The sequence below is a fragment of the Flammeovirga sp. MY04 genome (genome assembly GCF_001682195.2).
Lineage (GTDB): Bacteria > Bacteroidota > Bacteroidia > Cytophagales > Flammeovirgaceae > Flammeovirga > Flammeovirga yaeyamensis.
This window is the reverse complement of record NZ_CP003560.2, coordinates 4,940,117-4,966,454: the sequence shown is the minus strand read 5'-3', so window position 1 is coordinate 4,966,454 and position 26,338 is coordinate 4,940,117. Positions and strand designations below refer to the sequence as shown.

The following is a 26,338-nucleotide window of genomic DNA, read 5'->3' as shown; positions in this document are numbered from 1 at the left end:
AAGTTGCACCTCCTTTTTAACTATTGCATCTTTGTGTTTTATTGTTCAAATACATTTAATAAAATAAGATGAGTAAAGTTAATTTTGATATTGTTGAAATGGAGGAAACGGATTACAGAAACCACCCTGCCCTTGCCAATACAGATATTCGAAATGCTCAACTTATTTTATTAGGAAAACAACCTCACACTCCCAAAAAAGCGCTAAGAGAAGGAACTTACCTTCATTCAGCAATTTTAGAACCTGAAGAATGGGTAAGAATTCAAAGAAAAGTACCCGAAAAACAAGCCAATCGAATCAATAGAATCGCTCAAACAGCTAGAAACTATCCGTTAATGCAAGAAATGCTTTCTCACCCAAATGCTCAGGTAGAAAAGTGTATTTTCTGGAAAGATCCCGTTACAGGTTTAGAGTGTAAAGCTAAACCCGATCTATTTATTGAGGGAGAAGTCGTAATGGACCTAAAAACTACTTCTAGAACTATTAAAGGAGCCTTCGAAAATCAAGTATTAAGAAATGATTTCGATCGTCAGATTTCTTTTTATAATATTCCTATTCAAGCTCCAATAGCTAGAGTAATTGGTGTAAGTAAAATATCTAAAGGAAAATTGTTTCGTTTAGACTGGGAAAGAGAAGATGAATATCTAAAAAATGGACGTCAAAAAGCAGACATTCTTTTAAAAAAATTAGCGGATGATACTGAATTGATCGAAAAAGTTATTCAGCTAAGAAAGTTTAAAAACCAAAAATAGGTTACTTCATCAATCTGTAGACTTCTTCTATTTTTAAGAACAACATAAATTATAGTATATTTGTGAAGCTATCAATTGGTTAATGGATTGATAGACGCTACTTTATACATATATTTTTTCAATAACACCCAGTTGTAAAACTGCTTATCACTATCTATAGAACCCATTTATGAAATTATTGAGATTTCTACATATCTTCTTATTTTTTATAGGAGTCACATTGTTTCCTACTATTCTATCTGCACAAAATTCTGAAGATAATCTAAATACAGTCCTTTATGTAAAGCTTAAAAGCGATCAAAATGAAGTTTTAGGTCCATGGTCTCGATCTTATTTATCGGATAAAGATGAGCCCGCCAAAATGCTTAAACCTAAGTTTTACATGCACCTTATTCAAAGAAGAGTAAGAAACCTTTCTACTGAACATTTTTTTCCAAGACCCTATCCTGATATTTTAGAAATTGAATTACAGCCGGGAAGCAGTGTAGAAAACGCTATAAAAAAATTAAAAGAACATCCACTAGTTGAATATGTAGAAATAGAAGAATATGTAAACGATTTATATACTCCTAATGATACTAGAAGTGGTGAACAGTTTTCTATACCATTACATAATCTTACAGAAGCGTGGGACATTAGTAGAGGTGATGAAAATGTAGTCATTGGTATTCATGATTCCGGTTTTAATACTTCGCATGAGGATCTCATGGGTAATCTTTATGTAAATGAAGCAGAAGCAAATGGTTTTGATGGAGTTGATGATGATAATAATGGCTATATTGATGATATACATGGATGGAACTTTAAAAGAAACTCCAATGATTTAACTGGTACCGCACATGGTATTTATGTATCTGGAAGTGCATCTGCTACTGGCGATAATAATCTAGGTGTTATTGGTAGTGGTTTTAACTGTACGTATTTACCCGTCGTTAGAAGCCGCCTAAGTAGTCTAGTATACACTTGTGAGCAAAACAATGTCAAGATTGTCAATATGTCTTGGGGTAGTAGAGGTAGTAATCAAATTTCTTATCAAGAAGTGATTAATTATTATTCTGAAACACCTGAATATGACATTCTCTTTATTGCTGCTGCAGGTAATGACCCTCATGGTAATGTCCCTTCTGATTATTACCCTGCTTCTTATGAAAATGTTTTATCAGTAACAGGAGTCAATCAAAATAGAGAAAATACAGGTAGAACTAGAGGGTATTTAATCGATGTTGCAGCTGCTGATGGGTCCTTATCAACACATAATTCTGGCTATGCCAATCAATTTGGAACATCTTACGCCTCTCCTACGGTTGCAGGTATTGCAGGATTGATTCGTTCAGAATTTCCTGATCTAAAGGCTTATCAAGTGGCTGAGTTAATTCGATATACCTCAGATACTACTTTTTACGATGTTGCTGCGAATAATGGTCTAAAATATTTACAAGGTTATGGAGTTGTTGATGCTCATCGAGCTTTAACCGGAAAAGATAATATACACGTAGCTCGAGCAAGTAATATTCGTTACAACAAATTGAACTCTAGTGATATCTTTTTAGCTGCTGGAGACTCCATGGAAATCAACATGGATATTCAAAATATATTCAATGGGAATAGCAACCTCAAAGTAAAACTCACTCCATACGACCCAAATATTACTGCAGTTTCTAATGAAGTTACAATTGGCCAAATATTAGAATCCCAAATAACCAACAACCCTAATCCTTTTGTATTTAAGTTAGGACTCTTAACCAATCTTCATGAAAATCATTATTTCAAAATAGAATTTTATGATGAAGCAAATAACTATTACGATTGGCAAAATATAGAAATCAACCTCACGTTACAGCAATACATCAGTCTCAATAATATCAACGGTTATTTTAGACCTGACGGTACTTTAGGTACTGCTCATGGATTAAACTTTGGTTCTCATCCAATGACTAAATCTACAGGTCTTATGGTAGTAGCTAACAACAAAGTAGTTGATGTAGCTTATACTGATAGTGATAACAATATTCGATCGTCTGATTTTAGAGGAACTAATACCATACAACAAGTAACAACATCGTCTACAGATCCTGTTTATCCTTATTCTGAATATCTATTTCAATATGAAGATGGTAATGCGACTGATCCTATTGGATTAAATATCACTCAAAGATTATTTGGCAAATTCGAAACCAACCGTGATAGAGCCATTTTTACCGAGTATCAAATTACCAATAATGGTACTGGGGATTTAGACTCTTTAGCAATCGGGCTATTTACAGACTGGAATTTTAGTTATCAAGGTAATGATCTACCTTTCCAGGAAGACAGTTCCAGATGTTATTATGATCCGGTAACGCAAACAGTTTACGCCTTTCATTCTAATAATTTCTTGAATGGTGCCATTCGTTTATTAAATAGAAATGAGACTGTCCATCTTCAAAATATGGATATTATGCGTCCTATCAACTCTGAAATCGATATTAGTAATGATTATACAGACGCAGAAAAAATAACCACTCTATCCAACGGCATTGGTACCGAAGTACTTGGATACAGTACTATTGGAGGGACAAATATTGCCACCGCTCTAGGAACAGCATTAGCAGATGTGAAACTAAATGAAACTGTACATGTAGGATTTTTATTTGTTGTTGGAGAAAGTATTGATGTAATAAGAACACAATTAGATTCCGCACAAAAAGCATCTGAATATTGGCTAAAAGGACCTTCTCCTTCAATAGCTCATCAAGTAGCGAATGAAGGTGAAATGGTGAACATTAGAACGACAACATTCGATTCTTTAGCTTTATACAAATTGGAAGGCAATACTAAAGTGTTAAAAGGTAGAGGCCGACTTTTCCAAGTACTTATTGATAGTATCGATTATTATTATGTACAATCACAGGGACGCTTTGTATATGATGGTGACTTAGTTCAACTAACTGGAGATGCTATCCCTTATCTTTCTGCAACTACTCCAATGAATGTTTGTAGAAATACTAAAGTAATTGTTTCCCCTAATGGTTGTAGTACATTTAATTTCTACGATAACCCACTTATGATTTCGCCGGTATATACAGGTTCATCTCTTATTCTCGAAGATTTAGAAAGAGACACCACTTTCTATGTAACTTGTGCAGTCAATAACAGTATAGATAATTCATTACGTATTGATGTACTTGTTAAAAATAGTATTAATAACTTCCTATTATCAGAGAATTCCTCTTATGTTGGAGGTGCTGTTACTGCCACTCTAGCACAAACAGACGATGCCGTTTCTTGGCAGTGGTATCATAATGGAGAGTTACTAAATGCCAACGATCAAGCAAGTGTAGACATCAACTTTAGTAGACAGGGTACTCACGAAATCCGACTCTCTGCTACCAACGAAGCAGGGTGTACTTATTTTGTCACAAAAGAAATTGAAGTTTTTCTTGACAACCCTAATTCTTCAGTGGTCTCTTTATTGGAGAATAGTATTTTATATCCAAATCCAATTAAAAACGGTTGGGTGAATATTACTGTTCCATCAAGTATTGGTCAAATTACCTTTGATCTACTTCAAGTTGATGGTTCACTTATTCAGGCCCATGTACCTTATGTGATGGATGGAAGTAAATATACTGTTTATCTTCCTCAGCATCTATCTTCAAAAACCTATCTACTCAGAGGGCAAGCAAATGGAGGCAGTTACACCTGGAAGATCTCCATTGATTAAAATAGTGTTATTATTTACAACCTAAATGATATCACTTATTGCAAAAGTGCTACCTTTGTAGCCTAATAGAATAAGAACCAAATATTTAGTATGCGTAAGTTTTTAGGACTTATTCCTGCACGTTACGGTTCATCGCGTTTAGAGGGAAAACCTCTAGCAGATATTTGCGGTAAACCGATGATTCAACACGTGTATGAACGAGCTAAAGTCGCGATTGAAGATGTGTATGTAGCCACTGATGATCACAGAATCGTTGATGCTGTAGAGTCTTTTGGCGGTAAAGTGATTATGACTTCGGCAAATCACGAAAATGGAACATCAAGATGTCTTGAAGCGCTTGAACTAGTGAACAAACAAACTTCTGCGGGATTCAATGCCGTAGTCAATATCCAAGGTGATGAACCACTATTGGAACCTTCTACTTTAACAGAATTAGTCAATAGTTTTGATGATGAAACCAACTTTGCCACTTTGGTAACTCCTGTGGTACATCAGCAAGATTTAGAAAACGATAGTGAAGTATTTGTGACTTTCGATCACAATAAAAATGCACTTTATTTTAGTAGAGCAGTCATTCCTACGGTTAGAGGGAAAAAACGTAGTGAGTGGATGCAACATACTACTTTTTACAAGCACTTAGGATTATATGCCTATACCGATGAAGCCCTAAAACTGTTCTCTACTTTAACTCCTACAACATTGGAGAAATTAGAGAGTTTAGAACAACTTCGTTGGGTAGAACACGGTTACCAAATTAAGGTCGGAATTACAGAACACGACAGTATTCCTGTGGATACAAAAGAAGATTTGGAACGAGTGAGGAATATTATGCAAGAGTTAGTATAAAATTTACAAATACCTAACGTTAATCATTGGTCGTTAATTCAAAAAAATTTTAAATTGCGGCTTGTTGGAATACACCTCTTTTTTTTGGGTATTCCACTATAAATAGCAATCGAATACAAATGAGTAAAAACATAGTAAAAGTTGGCGATATCAATTGTGGAGCCGACGAATTATTTCTGATCTCTGGACCTTGTGTTATCGAGGACGAGAGCATCATGTTAAAAACTGCTGAAAAGTTAAAAGAAGTAACGGAACGCCTAAACATTCCTATGATCTACAAGGCATCTTTCCAAAAAGATAACCGTTCTTCTGTAGATTTCTACAGGGGTCCTGGTATTGAGGAAGGTCTTCGTATACTTCAAAAAGTAAAAGACGAATTCGGTTTTTCATTGGTATCAGATGTTCACTACCCAGATCAGGTGAAACCTGCTGCTGAAGTATTGGATATCATTCAAATCCCTGCTTACTTATGTATGCAAACAGACCTAGTAGTGTCTGCAGCGGAAACAGGTAAAGTAGTGAATATCAAGCATGGTCAATTCTTGGCTCCTGAGAACATGATCAAGCCAGCTCAAAAAGTAGAATCTACAGGTAACAAAAATATCATCTTAACAGAAAGAGGTTTCACTTTCGGTTACAACGATATGGTCGTTGACCCTCGTTCTTTCTACGAAATGAGAAAAACAGATTACCCAGTTGTTTTTGATGTAACTCACTCTATCCGTAAATATGGTATTCCTTCTGCGGATCCTAACGGAGGAGCTCGTCAATACTTAGGTACTTTGGCAAGAGCAGGTGTGGCTGCAGGTGTTGATGGTTTATTTATCGAAACTCACCCATGTCCTTCAGAAGCACTTTGTGATGCCGCTTCTCAATTAGAAGTAACACAATTAGAGGAATTCTTAAAGCCACTAATTGAAATTCATAATATTGAATTAAGCTATAGAAATAGCCCTAATCATTAAGATAAAATAATAGTAAAATACTTATAGAATGGAATTATATTTAGATTCTGCTGAGATCAACGAGATCAAATCAAGTTTCCAACAGTTACCTTTCATGACTGGATTAACTACGACACCTACTTTCATGGCGCGTCATGGTATTACAGACATCGATGGAACTATTGTAGAACTTTCTAAAATTGTACCTGTACTTCAAATCGAAGCTTTAGGTGATACAGCTGAGGAAATTGTTGCAGAAGCAAAAAGACAAGAAGCTTTAGGTCTTGACCGCGACAAAACAGTTTACAAAATTCCAGTATCAATGGAAGGTTTGAAAGCTTGTTCTATGTTGGTTAAAGAAGGCTTTAAAGTAAATATTCACTTAGTATATACTTTACAACAAGCATATATGGCTATGCAAGCTGGTGCAACTTACGTTTGTCCACTTGTAGGTCGTCTTCAAGATCAAGGTCACGACGCTCTTGGTTTAGTAGAGCAATGTGTTGAAGCTGTAAACTACTACGGTTACAATACTAAAATCATGTTCTCATCAGTTCGTACAATCCAACACATCCGTGATGCTGTAGAACTTGGTGTTCACACGATTACTGTACCTTGGAAAATCATGAAACAGTTAACTGATAACCACTTCACGAAAATCGGTACTGATCAGTTCATCAACGATACTCGTTTAATGACTGAACGCGTAGGTGATGCGATTTCTGAAACAAACCCTACGGTAACTGCTGAAACTACAGTTGCTGATTGTTTAGTAGCTATGACTACTTACAAAACTGGTGCAGTTACAGTAATTGATGCTGAGAAAAACCCTATCGGAATCTTTACTGATGGCGATCTTCGTCGTTTAGTAACTGAGAAAGGTGGTGACGTTTCTGGTATCAAAGTAAACGAATTAGGACTTACTGCTCCTATTTCTATCGATGCTCACGAATTGTTATTCGCTGCGCATAACTTGATTAAAGAAAAGCAAGTTGACGAACTAGTAGTTACTTTAGACGGTAAAGCTATTGGTATGTTAGACGTTCAAGATATCGTAAAATAATATAATCTCTTATGAGAGAAGAATTATTTGTTGAAGGAGGAGGAGTGTTCGTAGCACCCTCCTCTTCTCTTTTAGAGCAATTGAAAAACGTAAAAGGCCTAATTTTCGATTGGGATGGCGTTTTTAATAATGGCGTTAAAGGTGGAAATATGCCAAGTCCTTTCTCCGAAGTGGACTCTATGGGTGTAAATATGCTACGTTTCGGCTATTTTTTGGAACATGGTAAAATACCTTTCACAGCCGTTGTTACAGGAGAATACAACGAAGCGGCTTTTAAATGGGCAAAAAGAGAACATTTGGATGCTGTTTGCTATCTAGTAAAAGATAAAGTAAAAGTATTGCCATTGGTAGACGAACTTTCTGGTGTTCAGCCAGAAGAAATTATGTTTACTTTTGATGATATTTTGGATATATCTTTAGCAAAAGCAGTAGGTGCTCGATTTATGATTGGCCGTGACGGCAGTCCTCTCTTTACTGAATACTGTAGAATGAATGGACATTGTGATTATATCACAGGAAATCCAGGCAACAACAATGCAGTGAGAGAAATTTCTGAAGTGGCTTTATGCCTTTTAGATCGATTTGATGAAACCATCGATAAAAGAGTCGAATTTGAAGGAGATTATGCCACTTATATCAACCTAAGACAGCAGATAGAAACAAAATATTTTAAAAATGATAAAGGGGAATTCATTCCTTCTAATCCTTTTGAATAAAACGCTATTTATATTCTATCAAATAGGTATTTGATGATCTATAGTTTATATAAGATACTTAGAGAGAAGCCATTTATGCTTCTCTTTTTTTATAACATATTTCAAGAAATACTATCCTTTTTTGTGAATTTCTTAAAATAATTGATGCTTTTGATGAAATTTATCACCATCTATTTGGGAATAGCGAATGTTAAAAATAAATTTACGGTCCGATTGAGTAGAAAACATTTTATACATACTATGTAACTTCTACTTACTGTTTCAAACAAACATTAAATAAAGGGCCTTTGAAAGTTATAGATCGTTTAATTCAAGCTGAAAGGGAGAAGAAAACTTTGTTCTCGTTCGAGTTACTCCCACCTGTTAGAGGTAAAAGTATACAATCATTATTTGATGCTATTGATCCTCTAATGGAATTCAATCCAGCGTTCGTGGACGTAACTTATCACCGTGAGGAGTATGTTTATAAAGAACTTCCTAACGGATTGTTTGAAAAATCTGTTCAGAGACACCGTCCCGGAACAGTTGCTGTTTGTGCTGCAATTATGCACAAATACAATGTAGACACCGTACCTCATATTATTTGTGGTGGTTTTTCTAAGGAAGAAACGGAAAATATTCTTATTGAATTGAATTTCTTAGGAATTGAAAATATCCTTGCACTTAGAGGTGATGCTGCTAAAGGAGAAGCTGCATTTACTCCTCATCCAAAAGGATATAAATACGCTTCTGAATTGGTAGAACATGTAGATCAATTGAATAAAGGTGAATTCATGTATGCTGAATCTGGTTTTAAAGGTGGATTCTGTATGGGTGTTGCGGGTTATCCTGAAAAACATATGGATGCAAGTAACCTAGATACGGATATAAAATACTTAAAGCAAAAAGTTGATTTAGGTGCTGAGTACATCGTCACTCAGATGTTCTTTGATAATCAAAAATACTTTGATTTTGTAAAAAGGTGTCGTGAGGCTGGTATTACAGTCCCTATTATTCCAGGTCTAAAACCATTGACGACAAAAAGACAGTTAACACTTTTACCTAATATCTTTAAGTTAGATTTCCCTCAGGAACTGATTAAAGAAGCCGAAAAGTGTAAAGACAATAAAGCTATAAAGCAATTGGGTATAGAATTCGGTATTCAGCAAGCCAAAGAACTAATGGAATTTGGTGTACCTAGTATGCATTATTATTCTATGGGTAGATCTACTTCTGTAAAAGATATTGCAGAAGCTATATTCTAGAATATCAAAATATCACTATATTTCAGCAATCATTCCATAAAGGGGTGATTGCTTTTTTTATGACTTGGATTGGCATACTTCTATTCATTATACTGATTTACTTTCATTGGAAATCGGAATTCACAAGTAAATCGGCTTTTCGTAAATTATATTTTCCATTTTTACTGACTAAACTCTTATTAGGTAGTATGGTCGGTATTATTTATACCTATTATTATCAAGGGGGAGATACGTTTGCTTTGTTTAATGACGCCAAATTTCTTTCTGAATTAGCAATAAACCAGCCCTCGGAGTATATCAATTATATTTTTAGTAGACCCTACCACTACCCTGAACATATACAAAGTCAACTTTTAAAAAGTAATGCCTCTACTTCTATCTTTTGTATTCTGCTCAGTTTGATAAATATATTCACCAATAATAATTATTGGATTAGTGGTTTATTCTTCAGCACTTTTTCGTTTATGGGAATATGGTTCTATATAAATACCCTTAAAAAGTATAACCCAAAATTACATTTTAGTTTAATTCTTCCCTTTATCGTTCTTCCATCGTTTGCTTTTTGGAGCAGCGGTATTATAAAAGAATCCATTTGTATGGGTATTTGTTTTTCAATTGCAGGATTTTGGGTGAAAACTGAAAAAGAAAAACGAATCAATTGGCCTCTACTTTTTATTCACTTACTTTTTGCCTTTTTATTATTGCAAATCAAGTTTTATTATTTCTTATATCTATTCTTGATGCTAAGTGTAAATCAATTTATGTTTAGAAATAATACATCAAATAGTAAAGTGAACATAAAAACATATTTTGCTTTTATTGTTCTTATCATTTTTATACTACTACTATTACCTAAAATTCATTATCATTTTGATTATCAGAGACTTTTAACGACGTTAGAAACAAATTACATTAAATTATATAGTACTTCTAAAGACGGTACTGCTATTGAACTTCCTTATTTTGATGGCAGTTTAAGTGGTTTTATCATCTCCTTTCCTTCTGCATTAATAGGTGCTTTTGAATTAAGTAATTGGAATTCATCAAAAACACTATTTCAATGGTATTCTTTGATAGAAAATTTGATTGTCTTGATCGTATTTGCTTCTGCTATCTTCCAATTCACAAAAATAGAAAACATAAAAAAACGCCCCTTTTTGATAGGAGCGTTTATATTTTCAATTTTATGTACTCTTTTCTTTATAGGTATTATGGGTATTGCTAGTCCTAATCTTGGATCTTTAAGTCGTTACAAAATTTTATTTTTAAGTACACTAACACATATATCACTTATAATACTAGAACAAAGAAGAAAAGTTGATTAGACATAAAGTTGCTCATCTAAATATATTTCAGCCATCATACAACGGCTACCACCTCCACAAACTATTTCAATAGTATCTAATGAGGAATGCAGAAGTTTTACATATTTAGACATTGCTTCTTTTTGTTGATCAGTAAAGGCATGATACGCCTTTGTTGACATCGTTAATGTTTTTTCTCCTTTTAAATTAGTCACTTCCAGTACATTACAGGTAAAACCTTTTAACTGTTCGTAGGTAACATCAATTATTTCTTTCCCTAAACTCCTGAACTTTTCAAAAAGCTGTTCTTTTTCCTTTGGATCTGGCATAGATTCACCACATACCACCACAAAATCTGATGCAATCGACAACATCACATTGGTATGATAAATTGGAGTACCTTCTTCGTCGACCGAATCAAATAATACGGGTTCATAACCCAAATTATCCATATGATCACGAAATAAAACTTCATCTGTCCTATGAGAACGACAAGCAAAAGCTACTTTATTCACCCTATCGAAAATTATACTACCTGTTCCTTCTAGAAAAATATCATTTTCTTCGTTTTTCGATAAATCGATCACCTCAGAAACATGAAAGCACATTTCTAGCATTTCGATCACATCTGTTCTTCGCTCTAACCTTCTATTTAGCGGTTTCATTGGATAAAGACAGATTCTTCCGTCTTTATGAGTTGTAAACCAATTATTAGGAAACAAAGCATCTGGAGTATAAGGATCTGGAGTATCGTCTACAACAACAACATCAAGATCATTTTCTCTTAAGTAGTTCACATAGTTATCAAATTCAGATAGTGCTTTTTCTTCAAGGTTATCCAGATTTTTAATCTCGTCGAAGTTCTGAAATTTGTTATCCACAGCTGTATCCTTATTAAAACCAAAGGATGCAGGTCTTACCATTAAAATATGGTTAGAAGAGTTATGTTTATAATGCATTTATTATGAGTAAGTAAGGATAAATCAATGACTTTTGTCAAAGATATAGAGACAAATAAAAGTTTTTTTTAAAAAAAATGAAAAAAAATTAATAAGTGTAGATTATAACCTTACCGAATAAAGATGAAGAGATATTCATCAATATAAAAATAATCAGATAGGATAAACTTACACTTAATGAATCAAAATGTATTAAGTGTAGTCAATACAAAATAAATAGATATTAAGTGTTAAAATACACTTATAAAATTTTGTGGTAAATAATTTTGACAAAATAAATTAATACCCCATATTTGTAATGTGATCAACGGAAAAGAGTTGCTCACAAACAAAGATTAAGATATCAACAGTCTTTAAGACTGATAAAAATATAAGTAATAATTCATTTCATTTCATACTTTATTGGGAGAGGTTATCATTCAGTGGTAACCTCTTTTTTGTTGTCCATATTTTTTATAATTCATTTTTTATTTCTCAGTTAAACTTAAAAATACTCCATTTATATCAGAATTATATTTCCTCTTTATTTTCTGTTATCACTTTTTCCTTATGGCAAAATAAAAAGTGTCAAAATACCCCATGTATTTTTTATCAAATTTCAAAACACCCTATATTCTATTCATGGTCATTTTCAAACAATTTACAATATTAACCTAGTGTGAACTGTTTAAAAACTAAAAATGAATATTAGTTCACAATCATTTCCAGTAAAATCAATAAATGTATTACAAACTATTAAAAAACTGTCAAAACGCAGGTTAAAACCCTTAAAAACAGTGTTTTTATAAGATTTACTGAAGATTTAAATCTCTTCTTTTTTCATTTTTTAGTCGACTTTCTAGATGAAAATTGAAATAAAAAATACCATTAACACTCATTAACAATAAAATTTTATTTTTTTCTTTTAAGTGTAAGCGCGTACACTTTTAAAATTATAAGCTGATATAGAAAGGATATGTAATAGATTCTAATAGGATCAAAGTACACTTAATGAATAAAAAAGAATAAAGTGTATTTAGAACGAAATATTAAATTATTAAATAGGCAAAATACACTTATAAAATTTCTTTGATTTTAGTTTTGACAAAAGAAAATAATCCTACACCTTTGTCATGTACTCAATCGGGAAGTACAACAAAAATTTGAAACTTATATACACACAACAAAATATATCAAAACATGAAAAAGTTATCATTAATCATTGCAGCGTTATTATTAAGTTTAAGTTCATTTGCTACTGAAGTTTACTTACCATTTAACGGAATCTCTTATTTCTTCAAAGCTTCAACAAATGGAACTTCAGCTACATTAATGTTAGAAAATTTAGAAGGTGAAGAAGTTAATTTCTCAATAGCTAATGCAGAAGGCAAAGTATTTATGCAAAAAACAGTTATTGCTTCTGGAAAAGTAAAAGAGGATATCAACTTTAGATCATTACCAGAAGGAAAATATAACTTCAAATTAAAGTTCGAAGACAAAATGTTAGTTAGAGAGTTTTACATTACTTCAAATAAAACAGCAGTAATGATGAACTATCAATTAGCTACTTCAGATCAAAAGTTCAAAGCATCAATCGTTGAAGATCAATTAAACTTGATCATCGGTAATGATGTAGAAGGTTTTGTAAAATTAAACCTTAGAACAGAAGATGGTGAGTCAGTTTACTCTACAAAATTCTTAGCAGGTGCTAAAAATGTAAAGCGTTTTGACTTATCAACATTGCCTCAAGGTACATATACTACAGAGATGGTTATCGACGGTGTTTCTTACTCAGATTCATTCTCAATCATCAAATAGTTAAAAATATAAGTAATAATTCATTTCATTTCATACTTTATTGGAGAGGTTAGCATACAGTGCTAACCTCTTTTGTTTTATAAGAAACTTTCCTATTATTACATTCTTATTGCTCAACTTAACGATTTAATACTATGTACACAGAAACTGACTTACATCTAAGTATCAAAAACTTAGCAGAAGAAGACCGTCCAAGAGAAAAGCTGCTATTAAAAGGGCGTCAAGCTTTATCCGACGCAGAACTTATTGCCTTATTAATTGGCTCAGGAACACCAAAAATGTCTGCAATTACCGTAGCTCAGCTTTTATTAAATGCTGCCAACAATCAATTAAACACTTTAGCGGGGTTTAGTATTAAAGACCTTAAACAAATTCAAGGTATTGGAGATGCAAAAGCGGTAACAATTACAGCAGCATTGGAGCTGGGAAGGCGTAGAAAACTTCAGGAAACCAAAGAAAAAGTTAGAATTACCTGTTCGAAAGATATTTACGAGTTACTCTCCGAACACCTATTAGATCTTAATCACGAGGAATTATGGATTGTACTCCTTAACCGTGGTAATCAAGTATTAGGAACTGAAAAGGTCTCTATGGGGGGAATGACAGGTACAGTGGCTGACCCTAAAATAATATTCAAAAAAGCTTTGGAGAAAAATGCCTGTTCTATAATTCTTTCACATAATCATCCTTCTGGAAATGTAAAGCCAAGTCAGGCAGACATTTCACTCACAAAAAAAGTAAAAGCTGCAGGTCAGTTTATGGAATTACCCGTACTCGATCACCTAATTTTTGGGAACGAGAAATATTTTAGCTTTGCTGACGAGGGAATTTTATAGCTATCCTAAATTTATTAGTAATATTTTAGTATCTTATTGTTATAAAATATTCGAACTACCAAATACTATTATTGCTTTAAATATGAGATTTACTTTCCTACTCTCTATTCTCTTATACTTTGCTTTTGAAGGGTTTGCTGAGAGCACATTTCAAAATATAAAACCAGTACTAGAACGCTATACTTCAATCGATGATTGGGAAAATCCAAATAATTGGTCCCCAAAAGTAGTTCCTGATAAAAACAGCTTTATTTCAGTAAAAGAAAAATTCTTTATAATCGATTTTAATACAAGATCTTATCATGTTTCTGTAGGTAGTATTGACGTCCCTGCAGGGAGTGAATTAACGATTACCAACCAAGGTAATTTACTAGTCAACAATGTATTAACCATTAACAATAAAGCTGCATTAATCATTGAAGGTAAATTAACTGCTCAGAAGATAAATATTTTTGCACATCAAGGAGAGTTTACTTTAGAGGAAACAGGTACTATAGATGCTCACGAAATATTTTTAAAAATTGATGATTATACTGCAGATATCAGAGGTCAGATTTCAAGTACATATATCGATATTGGCTTTGTGAGTAAAAAAGGAAGTCTACTTCTTGGGAATAATGCTTCTATTGATGTTCAAAGTAAGTTTTACATAAGAAATAAGTTCAAAGACAATATTACTGGAGATATCAAAAAGATTTCTTCTTTTGAATGTGAAGGAAATGAAGCAATATGTAAAGGAATTAAATCTAATAGACTGAGAAGGCCTACGATTGTCGACTTTTTTGATATCGAAGTGAACAATCAAACAGCATTTATTTATTGGGAAACGCTCAGGGAAAAAAATTGCTCAAAGTTCATTGTCGAAAAATCTGAAAATGGAGTAGACTATGTTTCAATTGGAGAAATTCCCGCAGCGGTAAATGTTAGAGAAATATCTCCATACGAACTACAAGACAAGAATTTTGATACCAACAAAGAAAATTATTATCGCCTTAGAACTGTACAACAAGATTTAGAAGAATTTATTTGGGTAAGACATCTTCCAGCAGGAAAAAATGATAGAGAAGAGTTTGGTGTCGCAAAAGTTTCACCCAACCCTACCAACTTTAAATTAATCCTTCAACTAGAGTTTGAAGATCCAAAGTCTTTAGATATTAAATTACATCATACTCAAAATGAAAGTATTTGGGATATTAAACCTACTATAGAAGGCAACAAAGGAATTTTTAATGTACATCACTACCCTGCCGGAAACTATATACTTAAAGTAAAAAATAAAGAACAATTGATCTATTCTGGAAATGTGGTTATTTATGCTACCAACAGCAAAGGCAACTTAAAGAATAGTCAAGCTATAATTATCGAAGAAGAATAAATTGACATGAACCTAAAAGCTATCTTTTCTACTTTATCCTTACTATCATTCTAGTCAACTAATGAAGTAGAAAGAATTATTGTACTCGGTTATCAGTTAATATATTAAATAACAACAATTCTTTATCAAGAATTAAATAATTGATTATAAACAACCTAAAAGAAATACTATGCACTTAAGAATAATTATTACTCTCATAATATCATTTATATATTTAGAGGGGTTTACTACTGAAAGAACAATTGCTGGTGGACATTATAGGAATTTCTATGTAGCTAGTGGAGATAAAGTAATTGTAAATGGAGATCTAACTATTGAAGGAAGCCATGGTCACTTCCAAAGTTTTTATTCAAATGGCAAACCACATCAAGATTTTATTATTGAGAATAAAGGTACTCTTATTATACATGGCACTTTAACAATTAATGGGTATGTCACTTACGTTAGTAAACATGGACCTCCAAGTAATAACTATAAAAAATTACCATTTCATGTTGATGGTGATCTTTTAGTTGAAAATAACCTTCAAACTAAAGGTGCCGTTAATTACCATTCTGGTCCTAATTCTAATTTAATAGTATTAGGTAATATTATTTCATCAAATAATATTTTTGGAGGAAGACATGGTTGGGCTTCAATAGATAATAAAGTAGGTGGTTCAAATAATGGTAACAGTTACTATGGTCCCTCTACTCAAGTAAAAGAACTTTTTTTTAATAAAAATCATGTGGTAAAAATCACTCCTGACAATGTAAATCAAGTACCACCCAATATTCAACAACTTATCCAAACCCATGCTCCAAACTCTATGGCAGGCATAGCTTTACCTGTTGAATTGAGTTATTTCAAAACAAAAGTTGAGGAAAATAACGTTATTTTAGAATGGGAAACAGCTACCGAAATCAATTCTAAATCATTTAAAATTACCCGTTCTTATGATGGAAAGAAGTTTAAAAATGTAACTGTAATTAAGGCTGCTGGTAATTCTGATACTAGTATTAAATACAATTACACTGATAAAAATGTAAAATTTGGTACTGCGACTTACAGGTTAATTGAAACAGATTTAGATGGCAAAGAACAAAGCTGGTCACAAATAATTCATATCTCCTCTCATATTAATGATGAACGAATACTGAATGTGTACCCCGTTCCTTGTGCTGATGTTTTACATATAGAAATTGATGACCTGGCTGAAAATGAACAAATGGATGTTGAACTAGTTCACATATCAACAGGACAAAAAATTCCGGTCACTCATGAACGGGAATCAAATGAGTACCATAAGCAACTTAATGTAAGAGAATTAGAAAATGGAATATATGTACTTTTAGTAAATGAAGATGGGAAGTCCATTTTTAAAAAAGAGGTGATTATCCAACATTAATAGTTCATCAAAAAAAGCTTCATTCAATTTATGAATGAAGCTTTTTTTAAATATTCCTTAACGCAATGAACTCAAATAAATATAATACGTGATATATATTAAAATTACTTGAAAAGCGAACTCAAGATATTGAGATTTATTCTCAGCCCATTATTAAAAGAGTTTTACATATTGAACTGAAAATTTGAAACAGTTTCTATTCTATAGGGACTGTTTTTTTATTAGAAATAAAATCCAACTGTAAAATCTACAGCACCTAGAGTATATCCTTGATATTGCCCCGAATACAAATAGTTTAACTGAAGATTAAATATGGCTACAGTTGCTCCTACACCTCCTCTTATACCAAAACTCCAAAAGTCATCGATAAGCTCAGGATCTTGACCTGTTCCTCGTATATTTAAAAAATAAGTTTTTACACCTCCAATTCCTCCTTGGACATAAGGGTGAAACAAAGTACCCTCTTTTCCGATAATATAATATCTACCAGATGCCATAATAGGAACTTGATACCATACATGAGTAAGTGAAGGGTCGACTGGAACTGCTGCAAAAGCATTTACGTGTCCAGAAAGTATTCCATCCCATTTCTCACCTGCATTATAACCTAACTCCAAATAGGCACTGTAACCTAAGTTAGAAAAGGGCGATAGATCTCCTACTCCTTGACTACCACCTCCTCCTATTCCAAAATGGAATTGAGCAAATGATAAAGTAGACAAAAATAGAAACGATATAAGTAACAGGAATTTTTTCATAGGTTTATGAAGAGCACTAAGTTTTTAGTATAGAATTATTGTGTTATACAAATTAATAGGATTTCATTAAAAAGAAAAGAGATGACCACTATTGTAATCATCTCTTCTTCTATTATTTGATATATTTTATTCAGAAGTTTTTGGTACTAAACTTAAAAACTCCTTCCTAGTATCAGCTTCTTTAAATTTGCCAGAGAAATGAGATGTTACAGTAGCACTGTAAGTATCCTCAATACCTCTCATAGAAACGCATAAATGTTTCGCATCAATTAATACCGCAACATCTTCTGTTCCTAATGTTCTTTTCAATTCCTCCGCAATTTGTACTGTTAAACGCTCTTGTACTTGAGGACGTTTGGCATAATGCTGAACAATTCTATTGATTTTAGAAAGTCCTATCACTTTACCATTAGAAATGTAAGCAACATGTGCGAATCCAATAATAGGTACAAAGTGATGTTCACAGTTAGAATAGAAATGAATATTCTTTTCTATCAACATCTCATCATATTTGTACTTATTGTCAAACAGCTTGATGTCAGGTTTATTTTCTGGGTTAAGACCACTAAATATTTCCTTCACATACATCTTCGCAACTCTATTAGGAGTTCCACTTAAACTATCATCCGTTAGATCTAGTCCAAGTGTATCCATAATCTCACGAAAATGACCTGAAATTTTATTTATTTTCTCTTCATCAGACAATTCAAAGGCATCTTCTTTCATTGGTGTATCGTAAGATGTACCAACATGATTATCCCCAATTTCATCTATATCTGATTCTCTGTAGACCTCCATACCATTCTGGGCAATTGCCTTAGATTGATGGGTACTCCACGAAGTTTCTTTCTGTTTCATATAATATTACTTTTAGGTCAAATTTTTCTTCCAACTGATTTCTCAGTAGTTGCCAAATCACAACACAAATATTTTCTGCCGTTGGATTCAAAGAAGAAAATTCTTCCACCTCTTCATTTAAATTTTTATGATCGAATTTATCAAGAACATGTTTTTGAATGATATCTCTAAGAATTTTCATGTCAATAACATAGCCTGTTACTTCATCGATCTCACCTGTTACCTTAACGGTAAGGTTATAGTTATGTCCATGATAATACGGGTTATTACATTTGCCGAATATCTTTTTGTTTAATTCATCCGACAAGTTTGGATTGTGTAAGCGATGAGCCGCATTAAAATGTGCAGTCCTTGATACTGTTACTTTCATTAATTAGTATGTTAGATCGTTTCTGACCAATTTCAAAAGCGTACCATAAAGGAAGTCACAAAGTTACAAGAGTAGCTTTAATTACCTAAATTCAAATGTGATAAGTTTACGAACATTATCACAAATGATGTTGCAACAGGGGTTAGTAATTAGAAACTGATCTAAATGATTGTTAAATCCTCTTCACATAAAGCATAACAAGCAAAAAAATAAAATGTTTTTAAAAAATGACTTTTTAATTTTTTCAATTGAAGTGTTTAAGTTGGTATTTTTATGACAAATTAATGATCATATGACAATCACACAAATAGAATATATAATAGCTGTTGATCAGTACCAAAGTTTTTCGGCTGCAGCCGAAGCTTGCTTTGTCACTCAACCTACTTTAAGTATGCAAATCAAAAAGCTCGAAGAACTGCTTGATGTTGTCATATTTGATAGAGGTAAACAGCCCATTATACCTACCGAGATAGGAAAAAAAATTATCGAACAAGGAAAAATTGTACTTCAAGAATCTAAAAAAATTGATGATATAATTCTTCAGCACAAAGGTGAAATTAGTGGTGAACTAAAATTGGGTGTTATCCCAACGCTAGCACCATATCTCTTACCTTTATTTGTAGGTGATATATCCAGAAAATACCCTAACCTCAAATTAATCGTTAAGGAACTTCAAACAGAAGAAATCATAAGTCAGTTAAATAAAGACTTAATTGATGTCGGATTGTTAGTCACTCCTATCAACGAAAATGGGATACATGAGCTTCCTCTATTATATGAGGAAATTATGGTGTACACCAATCCACATTACAAATTTGAGGGGCAGTTAGAAGTCAGCTTAAACGATGTGGCTTCTCCAGATATATGGCTACTTTCGGCGGGACACTGTTTTAGAGATCAAATGATTAATCTTTGTTCTTATCAGCGTACAAATAAAATGAACAGTTCGTTACCTATTTCTTATGAAAGCGGATCTTTGGAGACATTAATTCGATTGGTCGATAAAGAAGGAGGTTTTACATTACTTCCTGAATTGGCCGTTGATTTACTTCCTGAAGATGGAAAAGATCAGATCAGGACTTTTGCAGAGGAACGACCAATGCGAGAAGTCAGTTTAGTGTATGCTAGAAACTTTGCCAAAGCCAGTTTAATCAAAGTTTTAGAAGAAACTATAAAAGAAAATGTTCCTAAAGAAATGCTCACCCGTGAAAGGGGAAGTGTAGTCGAATGGAGATAATTAAAAAGGATGAAGTTGAAAAATTTCATCCTTTTTTTATGGATCCAAATGGGGGACGTATCATTGTTTCCCCCTCTTTTCCTGTAGAAATATAAATTTTTATCCCCCACTATTTAGCGATAAAATTTTCCGCAAATACCCTCATTACCCTATTAAATTTATCACCGAAATGAATTATTAAAAAAGCTGTAAATGAAGCATTTGAACTAACTTAACTAATCAGATAATTGCTTACTTAACTACAGCTACTTCAATCTTAACTTTATGAATAAAAAACTACAATTCATCTTTTGGGGATGCATGGTATTCGCTTTTTTGTCCACTCCTCTTCATGCTCAAACCACTATTCAAGAATGCGAAAAAAACGTATTCGTTGAACGAGACGGATATGTTGTCTTTGAGGCAGAAAACACCACTCTAAACGACTATTGGCTACTTACCAACTCCTTTGATGAAGACGCATTGGGTGATGGCCATATAGAATTTCAAGGGCAAAATAGTTACGGCAGTGTTGTTGAAGAAAGTATTATCACATACAAAATTCAAATCTCTAATCCGGGAACTTATCAAGTAAAATGGCGATCTAGAAATGGTAAAAATGCCGTTAAATTTGATGAAGAAAACGACAGTTGGATAAAAGTGGAAGCCACAGAATATTACGGTATTAAAGCCAGCACTGGTGCTAAAGTGGTGAATGGTAATCATTTTATTAAAATGTGGATTCAAGATCTTGATAAATGGTCTTGGAATAGTTTCGGGGAACATCATGGAGTCAACGGCATGAATGTTTATGCATATTTTGAAGTCCCTGGAATTTACGAAATTCAAGTAGCCGGCCGATCTAAATTTCATCCAATCGATAGAATCGCTTTGTACCAAGCTGACAAAGGTAATGTCGCTATGAACATTAACACACCTGCAGCTGAATTGGAATGTGAAGATGAGTCTTTTAAAGATTATGCGGCCAAAAGGGAATATAAAATCAAGCAATTAGAAACTCCTATTACAATTGATGGTGAAGTAGAGACCCTTTGGGATTATGTAGAAGCAGAAAAAGGAAATTACGAAGTAAATGGAAATGCAATTTCTACTGTAAGCGATCTAAATTACACTTTCAAATTAGCTTATGATTTAGAATACTTGTATCTCTTGGCAGAAGTCACCGATGATTTCCCTAAAGTATTTAACCCTTCATCGGATAAAGAAAATGGAGATGCTATTGAACTGTACTTCAACCCTAATAATACACATCAAGAAAACGGTGTATATGACGATGATCTAATGATTCGCTTACAATATGGAGCAGAAAACAACGAAAACTTCAAAATTGGGAATTGGAAAGCCGAAAATGACGACAACATTCAATATACAAGTACCACGAATGCCTCTGGTTATTTATTGGAAGCTAAAATTCCTTGGAATGGAATTCTTACTGATGTATCTAATCTTGAACTTAGAAAAATGGGATTTGAAATCTCTGTTATCGATAGAGATGCCAATCTTCTTATAGAAAATGAGTTAAACTGGGCAAACAGTACTGGTAAAAATCTAGCCAAAGAAGACACAAGAAAATTCGGTACCATACAACTTGATCAAAAAACATATAATTATCCTTTTAAAACAGGTTGGGAAATTATTTATGTTGACAGCGAAGACACCAATGGTATTGCTGAAAATGCAATTGATGATGATATGGAAACCTTTTGGCATACGGAATGGAGAGATCAAAAAACGGCACTTCCTCACGAAATTCAAATTGATATGAAGCAGGAGTATCACATTGAAGAAGTACATTATTACAACCGACAAGATGTTTATGGTCCAAATGGAGCGATTGGAGATTATGAGGTCTACATCAGTAATTCTTCTTCTGAATGGGGAGATCCTGTTGCAAAAGGAACTCTCGTCTGGGGAGATAATTTAGTTGAGAATTATAAAATTCTTCAAAAAATTATTTTGGATGAACCTGCTACTGGACGTTACATGAAATTGGTGGCATTATCAGAAGCCCAAAACGATCCTGATATACCATTTACAGCGGCTGCTGAATTTTATATTGTAGGAGAAACTCAAGATATTACTTCTGTGGATCGTTTGGAACATCAAGATATTTCTATATTTCCCAATCCCACATCAAATCGATTGACTATTAGAAGTACTACTGAAATAGAGCAATTTAAACTGTTTGATATGTATGGAAAGTGTGTTATTAACGGATTTACCAATAGCATTCAACTATCTGATATTGAATCTGGAGTATATATCCTCCACGTATATGTAAAAGGAGAAGTGATGAAGAAGAGAATCATCAAACAATAAATAAAAAATCCCATCAGCTTATCAACTGATGGGATTTTTTTATCAATACCGATAGTTTAATAATCACCGTTATTGATGGCTTGTAGATCTTGCAACTCTTTGAGTCTGGATTCGTGTTCATCTACCCACTGAGTTAGATTATATTCTCCTTCTTCGTAGAGTTCAGAGTAAGGAACGTATTCACTACCGAGTTCTGAAAACTTATCGGTAAAGTACAGTTCAATTTGACCGAAATTAAGATTTATATTTCTTGTCCAATCTTCGTATTCAGTTTGTGTTACCTGAGCACGAGATAATGCTCTGTTTATTTTAGCTTGCTCTTGTTGTGCTTGAAAATCTTTATCAGCATTTAATAGATCTTTTTTAAGAATTTCATAAAGTTGATATTCTTCAGCAGTGATATCAAACAAATCTTTACCAAAATACATTACCCATAAATTTTCATCCGTTGGGTTTTCTTTTAGTTGAGACCATATGTGAGGTTTAACTAATGGATCTTCAATCATCTGCTCATCATCATAATATTGAGCATGGGCTAAGGTGGATCCAAATAAAAGGAACATGAAAAATAAATACCTTAATATTTTGACATTCAATCCCATAAAGTTTAAAAAAATAATACTACGCTTATAAGTTATTATACTTGTATATAAGATAAAGTGTTTCAATGTCACTTCACCTAATAAACAAAAAATCGAAAAACTATGCCAAATATACAACCATCTTTTTTTTAAATAGATAAAAAATCACTGAATAATGTGAATCAATATTCGGTTGTGACTATTATATTTGCAAACAAGGAATTATACTATTACAATATTTGTCGATCCGGTGCGATTACACCAATAATATTTTTAGAATGACAGCAAAATTGAATATAAACAGCAGGCATCTTCAAAATCTCCAAAAAAAGCTAAAAGGGGAATTACATTTTGATGATGTGATGAAAACACTCTACTCTACTGATGCGTCTGCATATAAAGAACTTCCTTTAGCAGTAGCTTTCCCGAGAGATGAGGAAGATATTAAAACACTTATTCAATTTGCTAACGAATATAATACCTCACTTATTCCTAGAACTGCAGGTACTTCTTTGGCAGGACAAGTAGTAGGTAGCGGCATCGTTGTGGATGTATCGAGAACATTCACCAAAATTTTAGAAACTAATAAGGAAGAAGGTTGGGTAAAAGTACAGCCGGGTGTTATTCGAGATGAATTGAATAAACACCTTAAGGAATACGATTTATTCTTTGGACCTGAAACATCTACTGCTAACCGTGCAATGATTGGTGGTATGGTTGGTAACAACTCTTGCGGATCGAACTCTGTATTGTATGGATCGACTAGAGATCATTTAATAGAAGTTAGAGGTTTCCTAAGTGACGGTAGCGAGGCTGTTTTTAAAGAGGTTACTCCTGAAGAATTCAAACTTAAAGCTGCCCAAGATAACTTGGAAGGTCGTTTATATAAAGAAGTGGAAGAAATGCTTCTTCCTGAAGAGGTGCGTGAAGAAATTGCTAAAGAGTTTCCTAAACCATCTATTCCGAGAAGAAATACTGGTTATGCCATCGATTTGCTTGCACTGATGCAGCCATTCAACCCTAATGGAAAACCTTTCAACTTCTGTGAATTGATTGCCGGTTCTGAAGGTACTTTGATCTTCATTACAGAAATTAAACTTCACTGTAATCCAACTCCTCCTAAATATAAAGGTGTGCTTTGTGCACAGTTCGATTCAATTGATGAATCATTAAAAGCCAATTTGATTTCCCTAAAATTTAATCCAACTGCGGTTGAGTTGATGGACAAATACATTTTGGATTGTACTAAAAATAGTATTGAGCACAGTCAGAATAGATTTTTCTTAAATGGCGATCCTGCTGCAGTTTTGGTGACAGAAATTGCTAGAGATACTCAGGAAGAAATGCGACAAGCCGCCGCAGATTTAGAAGCTGCTTATAAAGAAGCAGGAATGGGTACTTTCTTTAAGCTAGTGGAAGGTGCTGATGTAAAACGTGTTTGGGACCTTAGAAAAGCAGGACTTGGTTTATTATCAAATGTTCCTGGCGACCCAAAAGCTGCTCCTGTGATTGAAGACACCGCTGTTGATGTTGAAGATCTTCCTGCTTATATCGAAGAATTCAATATCACTCTTAAAAAATATGATCTGACATGTGTGCATTATGCACATGCTGGTTCAGGTGAACTTCACCTTCGTCCAATTCTTGATTTAAAGACGGAAGAAGGAAATAAAATGTTTAAAACAATTGCCGATGAGATTGCTCATTTGGTAAAGAAATATAGAGGATCACTAAGTGGTGAACACGGTGACGGTCGATTGAGAGGTGAGTTTATCGAATTTATGGTAGGTGAGAAAAACTTTAAACTTATCGAAGCGGTAAAACGATCTTGGGATGGAAATAATATCTTTAACCCTAACAAGATTGTCGATACGCCTCCAATGAACGAAAGTCTTCGTTTTATGCCGGGTATCGATACTCCTGAAATTAAAACGACCCTAGACTTTAGTGCAGCACATGGTGTTTTACGTGCGGCAGAGTTTTGTAATGGAGCGGGTGCTTGTCGTAAAACAGAGGTGACAGGTGGAACAATGTGTCCTTCATATATGGCTACTAGAAACGAGAAAAACACAACTCGCGCTAGAGCAAACATATTAAGAGAATACTTAAGAGCACCTTATCAAATTAACCGTTTTAATCATAAGGAGATCTACGAAGTAATGGACCTTTGTCTTTCTTGTAAGGGTTGTAAATCAGAATGTCCTTCTAATGTTGATATTGCCAAGCTAAAAGCAGAATTCCTACATCAATATTATAAAGCGAATGGTGCGCCTTTACGTTCAAAATTAATTGCTTACTTCCCTAAGTTAACGCAAATGGCGATGTTAACTCCTGGTTTATTCAATTTAATGATCAGTAATCCACTTACAGGAAGCATCTTTAAATCGTTTACTGGCTTTGCACAAGAAAGATCAGTACCTAAAGTACATAAGTTTACTTTTAAAAGCTGGTTGAAGAAATACGTTTCTAAACCTGCAGCAAAAGGAAAAGTCTATATTTTCTGTGATGAGTTTACCAACTTTAATGATACAAAGATTGGTTTAAAAACGATAGAATTATTAGAAAAACTAGGTTATGAAGTACATTATCAGCCACACGTAGATAGTGGTCGTACTTTCATATCAAAAGGTTTCTTGGATGAAGCTCAAGACCTAGCTTGTAAAAACGTATCGATGTTGAAAGATTACATCTCTGAGGAAACTCCATTAATAGGTATCGAACCATCAACTATTATGGCCTTTAGAGACGAGTATCCGGATATCGTACATGACCACTTAAAGCCTGCGGCAAATGAATTAGCAAAACATGCGTTGATGATTGACGAGTTTATTGCCAAAGAAATGAAAGCAGGTCGTATCTCAGAAGATCAGTTTACTGATGAAGAAAAACTAATTAAGCTACATACACACTGTCAGCAAAAAGCAACGGGTACTCAAGTCACGGGTAAACAAATGTTGAGTTTACCTAAAAACTATAAAGTACAAATTATCCCGACGGGATGTTGTGGTATGGCAGGTTCTTTTGGATATGAGAAAGAACATTACGAAGTATCTATGAATGTTGGAGAGTTAGTACTTTTCCCTACGGTTAGAGCTTTGGATAATGATGTGATTGTTGCAGCATCAGGAACAAGTTGTAGACATCAAATTAAAGATGGAACAGACAGAGATGCCTTACACCCTGTCGAGGTTTTATTAAATGCTATTAAATAACATATTACATAATATTTATATAAAAGAAAGAGGACTTGTTCCTCTTTCTTTTACCTGAAAAACAACAAACTAGTTAA

20 protein-coding genes are annotated in these 26,338 nt (G+C 33.5%); 15 read left to right on the top strand and 5 right to left on the bottom strand.

Annotation, left to right across the window (positions count from 1 at the left end; translation table 11 throughout):
- Nucleotides 1-68 precede the first annotated feature (68 nt).
- The 8 genes from MY04_RS19950 to MY04_RS19915 all read left to right on the top strand — a co-directional run bounded on the left by MY04_RS19950 (nucleotide 69) and on the right by MY04_RS19915 (nucleotide 10,593).
- Nucleotides 69-752, top strand: coding sequence for a PD-(D/E)XK nuclease-like domain-containing protein (locus MY04_RS19950; RefSeq protein ID WP_066212681.1), 684 nt, complete (start codon nucleotides 69-71; stop codon nucleotides 750-752).
- A gap of 169 nt (nucleotides 753-921) precedes the next feature.
- Entirely contained in the window at nucleotides 922-4,455 is a 3,534-nt protein-coding gene (locus MY04_RS19945) for a S8 family serine peptidase (protein WP_066212678.1), read from the top strand.
- Between the two features lie 90 nt (nucleotides 4,456-4,545).
- Nucleotides 4,546-5,301 (top strand): 3-deoxy-manno-octulosonate cytidylyltransferase, encoded by a 756-nt coding sequence (gene kdsB, locus MY04_RS19940; protein WP_066212676.1) that lies wholly within the window; start codon nucleotides 4,546-4,548, stop codon nucleotides 5,299-5,301.
- A 119-nt stretch (nucleotides 5,302-5,420) separates the two neighbouring features.
- The gene (gene kdsA / locus MY04_RS19935) at nucleotides 5,421-6,266 is read left to right on the top strand and encodes a 3-deoxy-8-phosphooctulonate synthase (protein ID WP_066212673.1); all 846 of its coding nucleotides are present in this window, start codon (nucleotides 5,421-5,423) and stop codon (nucleotides 6,264-6,266) included.
- A gap of 28 nt (nucleotides 6,267-6,294) precedes the next feature.
- Nucleotides 6,295-7,308, top strand: a complete 1,014-nt coding sequence (locus MY04_RS19930) for a transaldolase family protein (RefSeq protein ID WP_066212670.1) — start codon at nucleotides 6,295-6,297, stop codon at nucleotides 7,306-7,308.
- 11 nt (nucleotides 7,309-7,319) lie between these two features.
- The gene (locus MY04_RS19925; protein WP_066212665.1) at nucleotides 7,320-8,024 is read left to right on the top strand and encodes a hypothetical protein; all 705 of its coding nucleotides are present in this window, start codon (nucleotides 7,320-7,322) and stop codon (nucleotides 8,022-8,024) included.
- Nucleotides 8,025-8,311: 287 nt separating this feature from the next.
- Nucleotides 8,312-9,268 carry a methylenetetrahydrofolate reductase [NAD(P)H] gene (gene metF, locus MY04_RS19920; RefSeq protein WP_084005984.1) on the top strand — a complete coding sequence of 319 codons (957 nt, stop codon included), beginning with the start codon at nucleotides 8,312-8,314 and terminating at the stop codon, nucleotides 9,266-9,268.
- 188 nt (nucleotides 9,269-9,456) lie between these two features.
- Nucleotides 9,457-10,593: a hypothetical protein gene (locus tag MY04_RS19915; RefSeq protein ID WP_158297791.1), complete on the top strand. Its 1,137-nt coding sequence runs from the start codon at nucleotides 9,457-9,459 to the stop codon at nucleotides 10,591-10,593.
- Here the strand turns inward: MY04_RS19915 and ctlX are convergent.
- Nucleotides 10,590-11,531, bottom strand: a complete 942-nt coding sequence (ctlX, locus tag MY04_RS19910; protein WP_066212660.1) for a citrulline utilization hydrolase CtlX — start codon at nucleotides 11,529-11,531, stop codon at nucleotides 10,590-10,592. The two genes, MY04_RS19915 and ctlX, sit on opposite strands and share 4 nt — an antisense overlap.
- 1,179 nt (nucleotides 11,532-12,710) lie before the next feature.
- On the opposite strand from ctlX, the gene MY04_RS19905 reads away from it, so the two are divergent.
- The 4 genes from MY04_RS19905 (at nucleotide 12,711) to MY04_RS19890 (ending at nucleotide 16,926) form a co-directional block, all read left to right on the top strand.
- Nucleotides 12,711-13,328: a hypothetical protein gene (locus tag MY04_RS19905; RefSeq protein WP_066212656.1), complete on the top strand. Its 618-nt coding sequence runs from the start codon at nucleotides 12,711-12,713 to the stop codon at nucleotides 13,326-13,328.
- Between the two features lie 134 nt (nucleotides 13,329-13,462).
- Entirely contained in the window at nucleotides 13,463-14,164 is a 702-nt protein-coding gene (gene radC / locus MY04_RS19900; protein WP_066212653.1) for a RadC family protein, read from the top strand.
- Nucleotides 14,165-14,246: 82 nt separating this feature from the next.
- Nucleotides 14,247-15,539, top strand: a complete 1,293-nt coding sequence (locus MY04_RS19895; RefSeq protein ID WP_066212650.1) for a hypothetical protein — start codon at nucleotides 14,247-14,249, stop codon at nucleotides 15,537-15,539.
- 169 nt (nucleotides 15,540-15,708) lie between these two features.
- On the top strand, nucleotides 15,709-16,926 hold the full coding sequence (locus MY04_RS19890; protein WP_066212647.1) for a T9SS type A sorting domain-containing protein: 1,218 nt from the start codon (nucleotides 15,709-15,711) through the stop codon (nucleotides 16,924-16,926).
- A 221-nt stretch (nucleotides 16,927-17,147) separates the two neighbouring features.
- Here the strand turns inward: MY04_RS19890 and MY04_RS19885 are convergent, their stop codons facing one another.
- The 3 genes from MY04_RS19885 to MY04_RS19875 all read right to left on the bottom strand — a co-directional run bounded on the left by MY04_RS19885 (nucleotide 17,148) and on the right by MY04_RS19875 (nucleotide 18,912).
- On the bottom strand, nucleotides 17,148-17,684 hold the full coding sequence (locus tag MY04_RS19885) for a hypothetical protein (RefSeq protein ID WP_158297790.1): 537 nt from the start codon (nucleotides 17,682-17,684) through the stop codon (nucleotides 17,148-17,150).
- A gap of 126 nt (nucleotides 17,685-17,810) precedes the next feature.
- The gene (gene folE / locus MY04_RS19880; protein ID WP_084005983.1) at nucleotides 17,811-18,542 is read right to left on the bottom strand and encodes a GTP cyclohydrolase I FolE; all 732 of its coding nucleotides are present in this window, start codon (nucleotides 18,540-18,542) and stop codon (nucleotides 17,811-17,813) included.
- Nucleotides 18,502-18,912, bottom strand: a complete 411-nt coding sequence (locus tag MY04_RS19875) for a 6-pyruvoyl trahydropterin synthase family protein (RefSeq protein WP_066212641.1) — start codon at nucleotides 18,910-18,912, stop codon at nucleotides 18,502-18,504. Before MY04_RS19875 ends, folE begins: the two co-directional genes overlap by 41 nt.
- A gap of 292 nt (nucleotides 18,913-19,204) precedes the next feature.
- On the opposite strand from MY04_RS19875, the gene MY04_RS19870 reads away from it, so the two are divergent.
- Together MY04_RS19870 and MY04_RS19865 are read left to right on the top strand one after the other, a co-directional pair.
- Entirely contained in the window at nucleotides 19,205-20,149 is a 945-nt protein-coding gene (locus MY04_RS19870; RefSeq protein ID WP_066212639.1) for a hydrogen peroxide-inducible genes activator, read from the top strand.
- Nucleotides 20,150-20,413: 264 nt separating this feature from the next.
- The gene (locus MY04_RS19865; RefSeq protein WP_084005982.1) at nucleotides 20,414-22,468 is read left to right on the top strand and encodes a sugar-binding protein; all 2,055 of its coding nucleotides are present in this window, start codon (nucleotides 20,414-20,416) and stop codon (nucleotides 22,466-22,468) included.
- 56 nt (nucleotides 22,469-22,524) lie between these two features.
- On the opposite strand, the gene MY04_RS19860 is transcribed toward MY04_RS19865, so the two are convergent.
- Nucleotides 22,525-23,070, bottom strand: coding sequence for a hypothetical protein (locus MY04_RS19860; RefSeq protein WP_169662798.1), 546 nt, complete (start codon nucleotides 23,068-23,070; stop codon nucleotides 22,525-22,527).
- 257 nt (nucleotides 23,071-23,327) lie between these two features.
- On the opposite strand from MY04_RS19860, the gene MY04_RS19855 reads away from it, so the two are divergent.
- A complete protein-coding gene (locus MY04_RS19855) occupies nucleotides 23,328-26,261 on the top strand; it encodes an FAD-binding and (Fe-S)-binding domain-containing protein (RefSeq protein ID WP_066212628.1) in 2,934 nt (977 codons plus the stop codon).
- Nucleotides 26,262-26,338 lie beyond the last annotated feature (77 nt).

What these genes read in the sequence shown, in the direction of transcription:
- MY04_RS19950 (WP_066212681.1), top strand. Translation starts at nt 69, where the DNA reads ATGAGTAAAGTTAATTTTGATATTGTTGAAATGGAGGAAACGGATTAC.
- MY04_RS19945 (WP_066212678.1), top strand. Translation starts at nt 922, where the DNA reads ATGAAATTATTGAGATTTCTACATATCTTCTTATTTTTTATAGGAGTC.
- kdsB (WP_066212676.1), top strand. Translation starts at nt 4,546, where the DNA reads ATGCGTAAGTTTTTAGGACTTATTCCTGCACGTTACGGTTCATCGCGT.
- kdsA (WP_066212673.1), top strand. Translation starts at nt 5,421, where the DNA reads ATGAGTAAAAACATAGTAAAAGTTGGCGATATCAATTGTGGAGCCGAC.
- MY04_RS19930 (WP_066212670.1), top strand. Translation starts at nt 6,295, where the DNA reads ATGGAATTATATTTAGATTCTGCTGAGATCAACGAGATCAAATCAAGT.
- MY04_RS19925 (WP_066212665.1), top strand. Translation starts at nt 7,320, where the DNA reads ATGAGAGAAGAATTATTTGTTGAAGGAGGAGGAGTGTTCGTAGCACCC.
- MY04_RS19915 (WP_158297791.1), top strand. Translation starts at nt 9,457, where the DNA reads ATGGTCGGTATTATTTATACCTATTATTATCAAGGGGGAGATACGTTT.
- ctlX (WP_066212660.1), bottom strand. Translation starts at nt 11,531, where the DNA reads ATGCATTATAAACATAACTCTTCTAACCATATTTTAATGGTAAGACCT.
- MY04_RS19905 (WP_066212656.1), top strand. Translation starts at nt 12,711, where the DNA reads ATGAAAAAGTTATCATTAATCATTGCAGCGTTATTATTAAGTTTAAGT.
- radC (WP_066212653.1), top strand. Translation starts at nt 13,463, where the DNA reads ATGTACACAGAAACTGACTTACATCTAAGTATCAAAAACTTAGCAGAA.
- MY04_RS19895 (WP_066212650.1), top strand. Translation starts at nt 14,247, where the DNA reads ATGAGATTTACTTTCCTACTCTCTATTCTCTTATACTTTGCTTTTGAA.
- MY04_RS19890 (WP_066212647.1), top strand. Translation starts at nt 15,709, where the DNA reads ATGCACTTAAGAATAATTATTACTCTCATAATATCATTTATATATTTA.
- MY04_RS19885 (WP_158297790.1), bottom strand. Translation starts at nt 17,684, where the DNA reads ATGAAAAAATTCCTGTTACTTATATCGTTTCTATTTTTGTCTACTTTA.
- folE (WP_084005983.1), bottom strand. Translation starts at nt 18,542, where the DNA reads ATGAAACAGAAAGAAACTTCGTGGAGTACCCATCAATCTAAGGCAATT.
- MY04_RS19875 (WP_066212641.1), bottom strand. Translation starts at nt 18,912, where the DNA reads ATGAAAGTAACAGTATCAAGGACTGCACATTTTAATGCGGCTCATCGC.
- MY04_RS19870 (WP_066212639.1), top strand. Translation starts at nt 19,205, where the DNA reads ATGACAATCACACAAATAGAATATATAATAGCTGTTGATCAGTACCAA.
- MY04_RS19865 (WP_084005982.1), top strand. Translation starts at nt 20,414, where the DNA reads ATGAATAAAAAACTACAATTCATCTTTTGGGGATGCATGGTATTCGCT.
- MY04_RS19860 (WP_169662798.1), bottom strand. Translation starts at nt 23,070, where the DNA reads ATGGGATTGAATGTCAAAATATTAAGGTATTTATTTTTCATGTTCCTT.
- MY04_RS19855 (WP_066212628.1), top strand. Translation starts at nt 23,328, where the DNA reads ATGACAGCAAAATTGAATATAAACAGCAGGCATCTTCAAAATCTCCAA.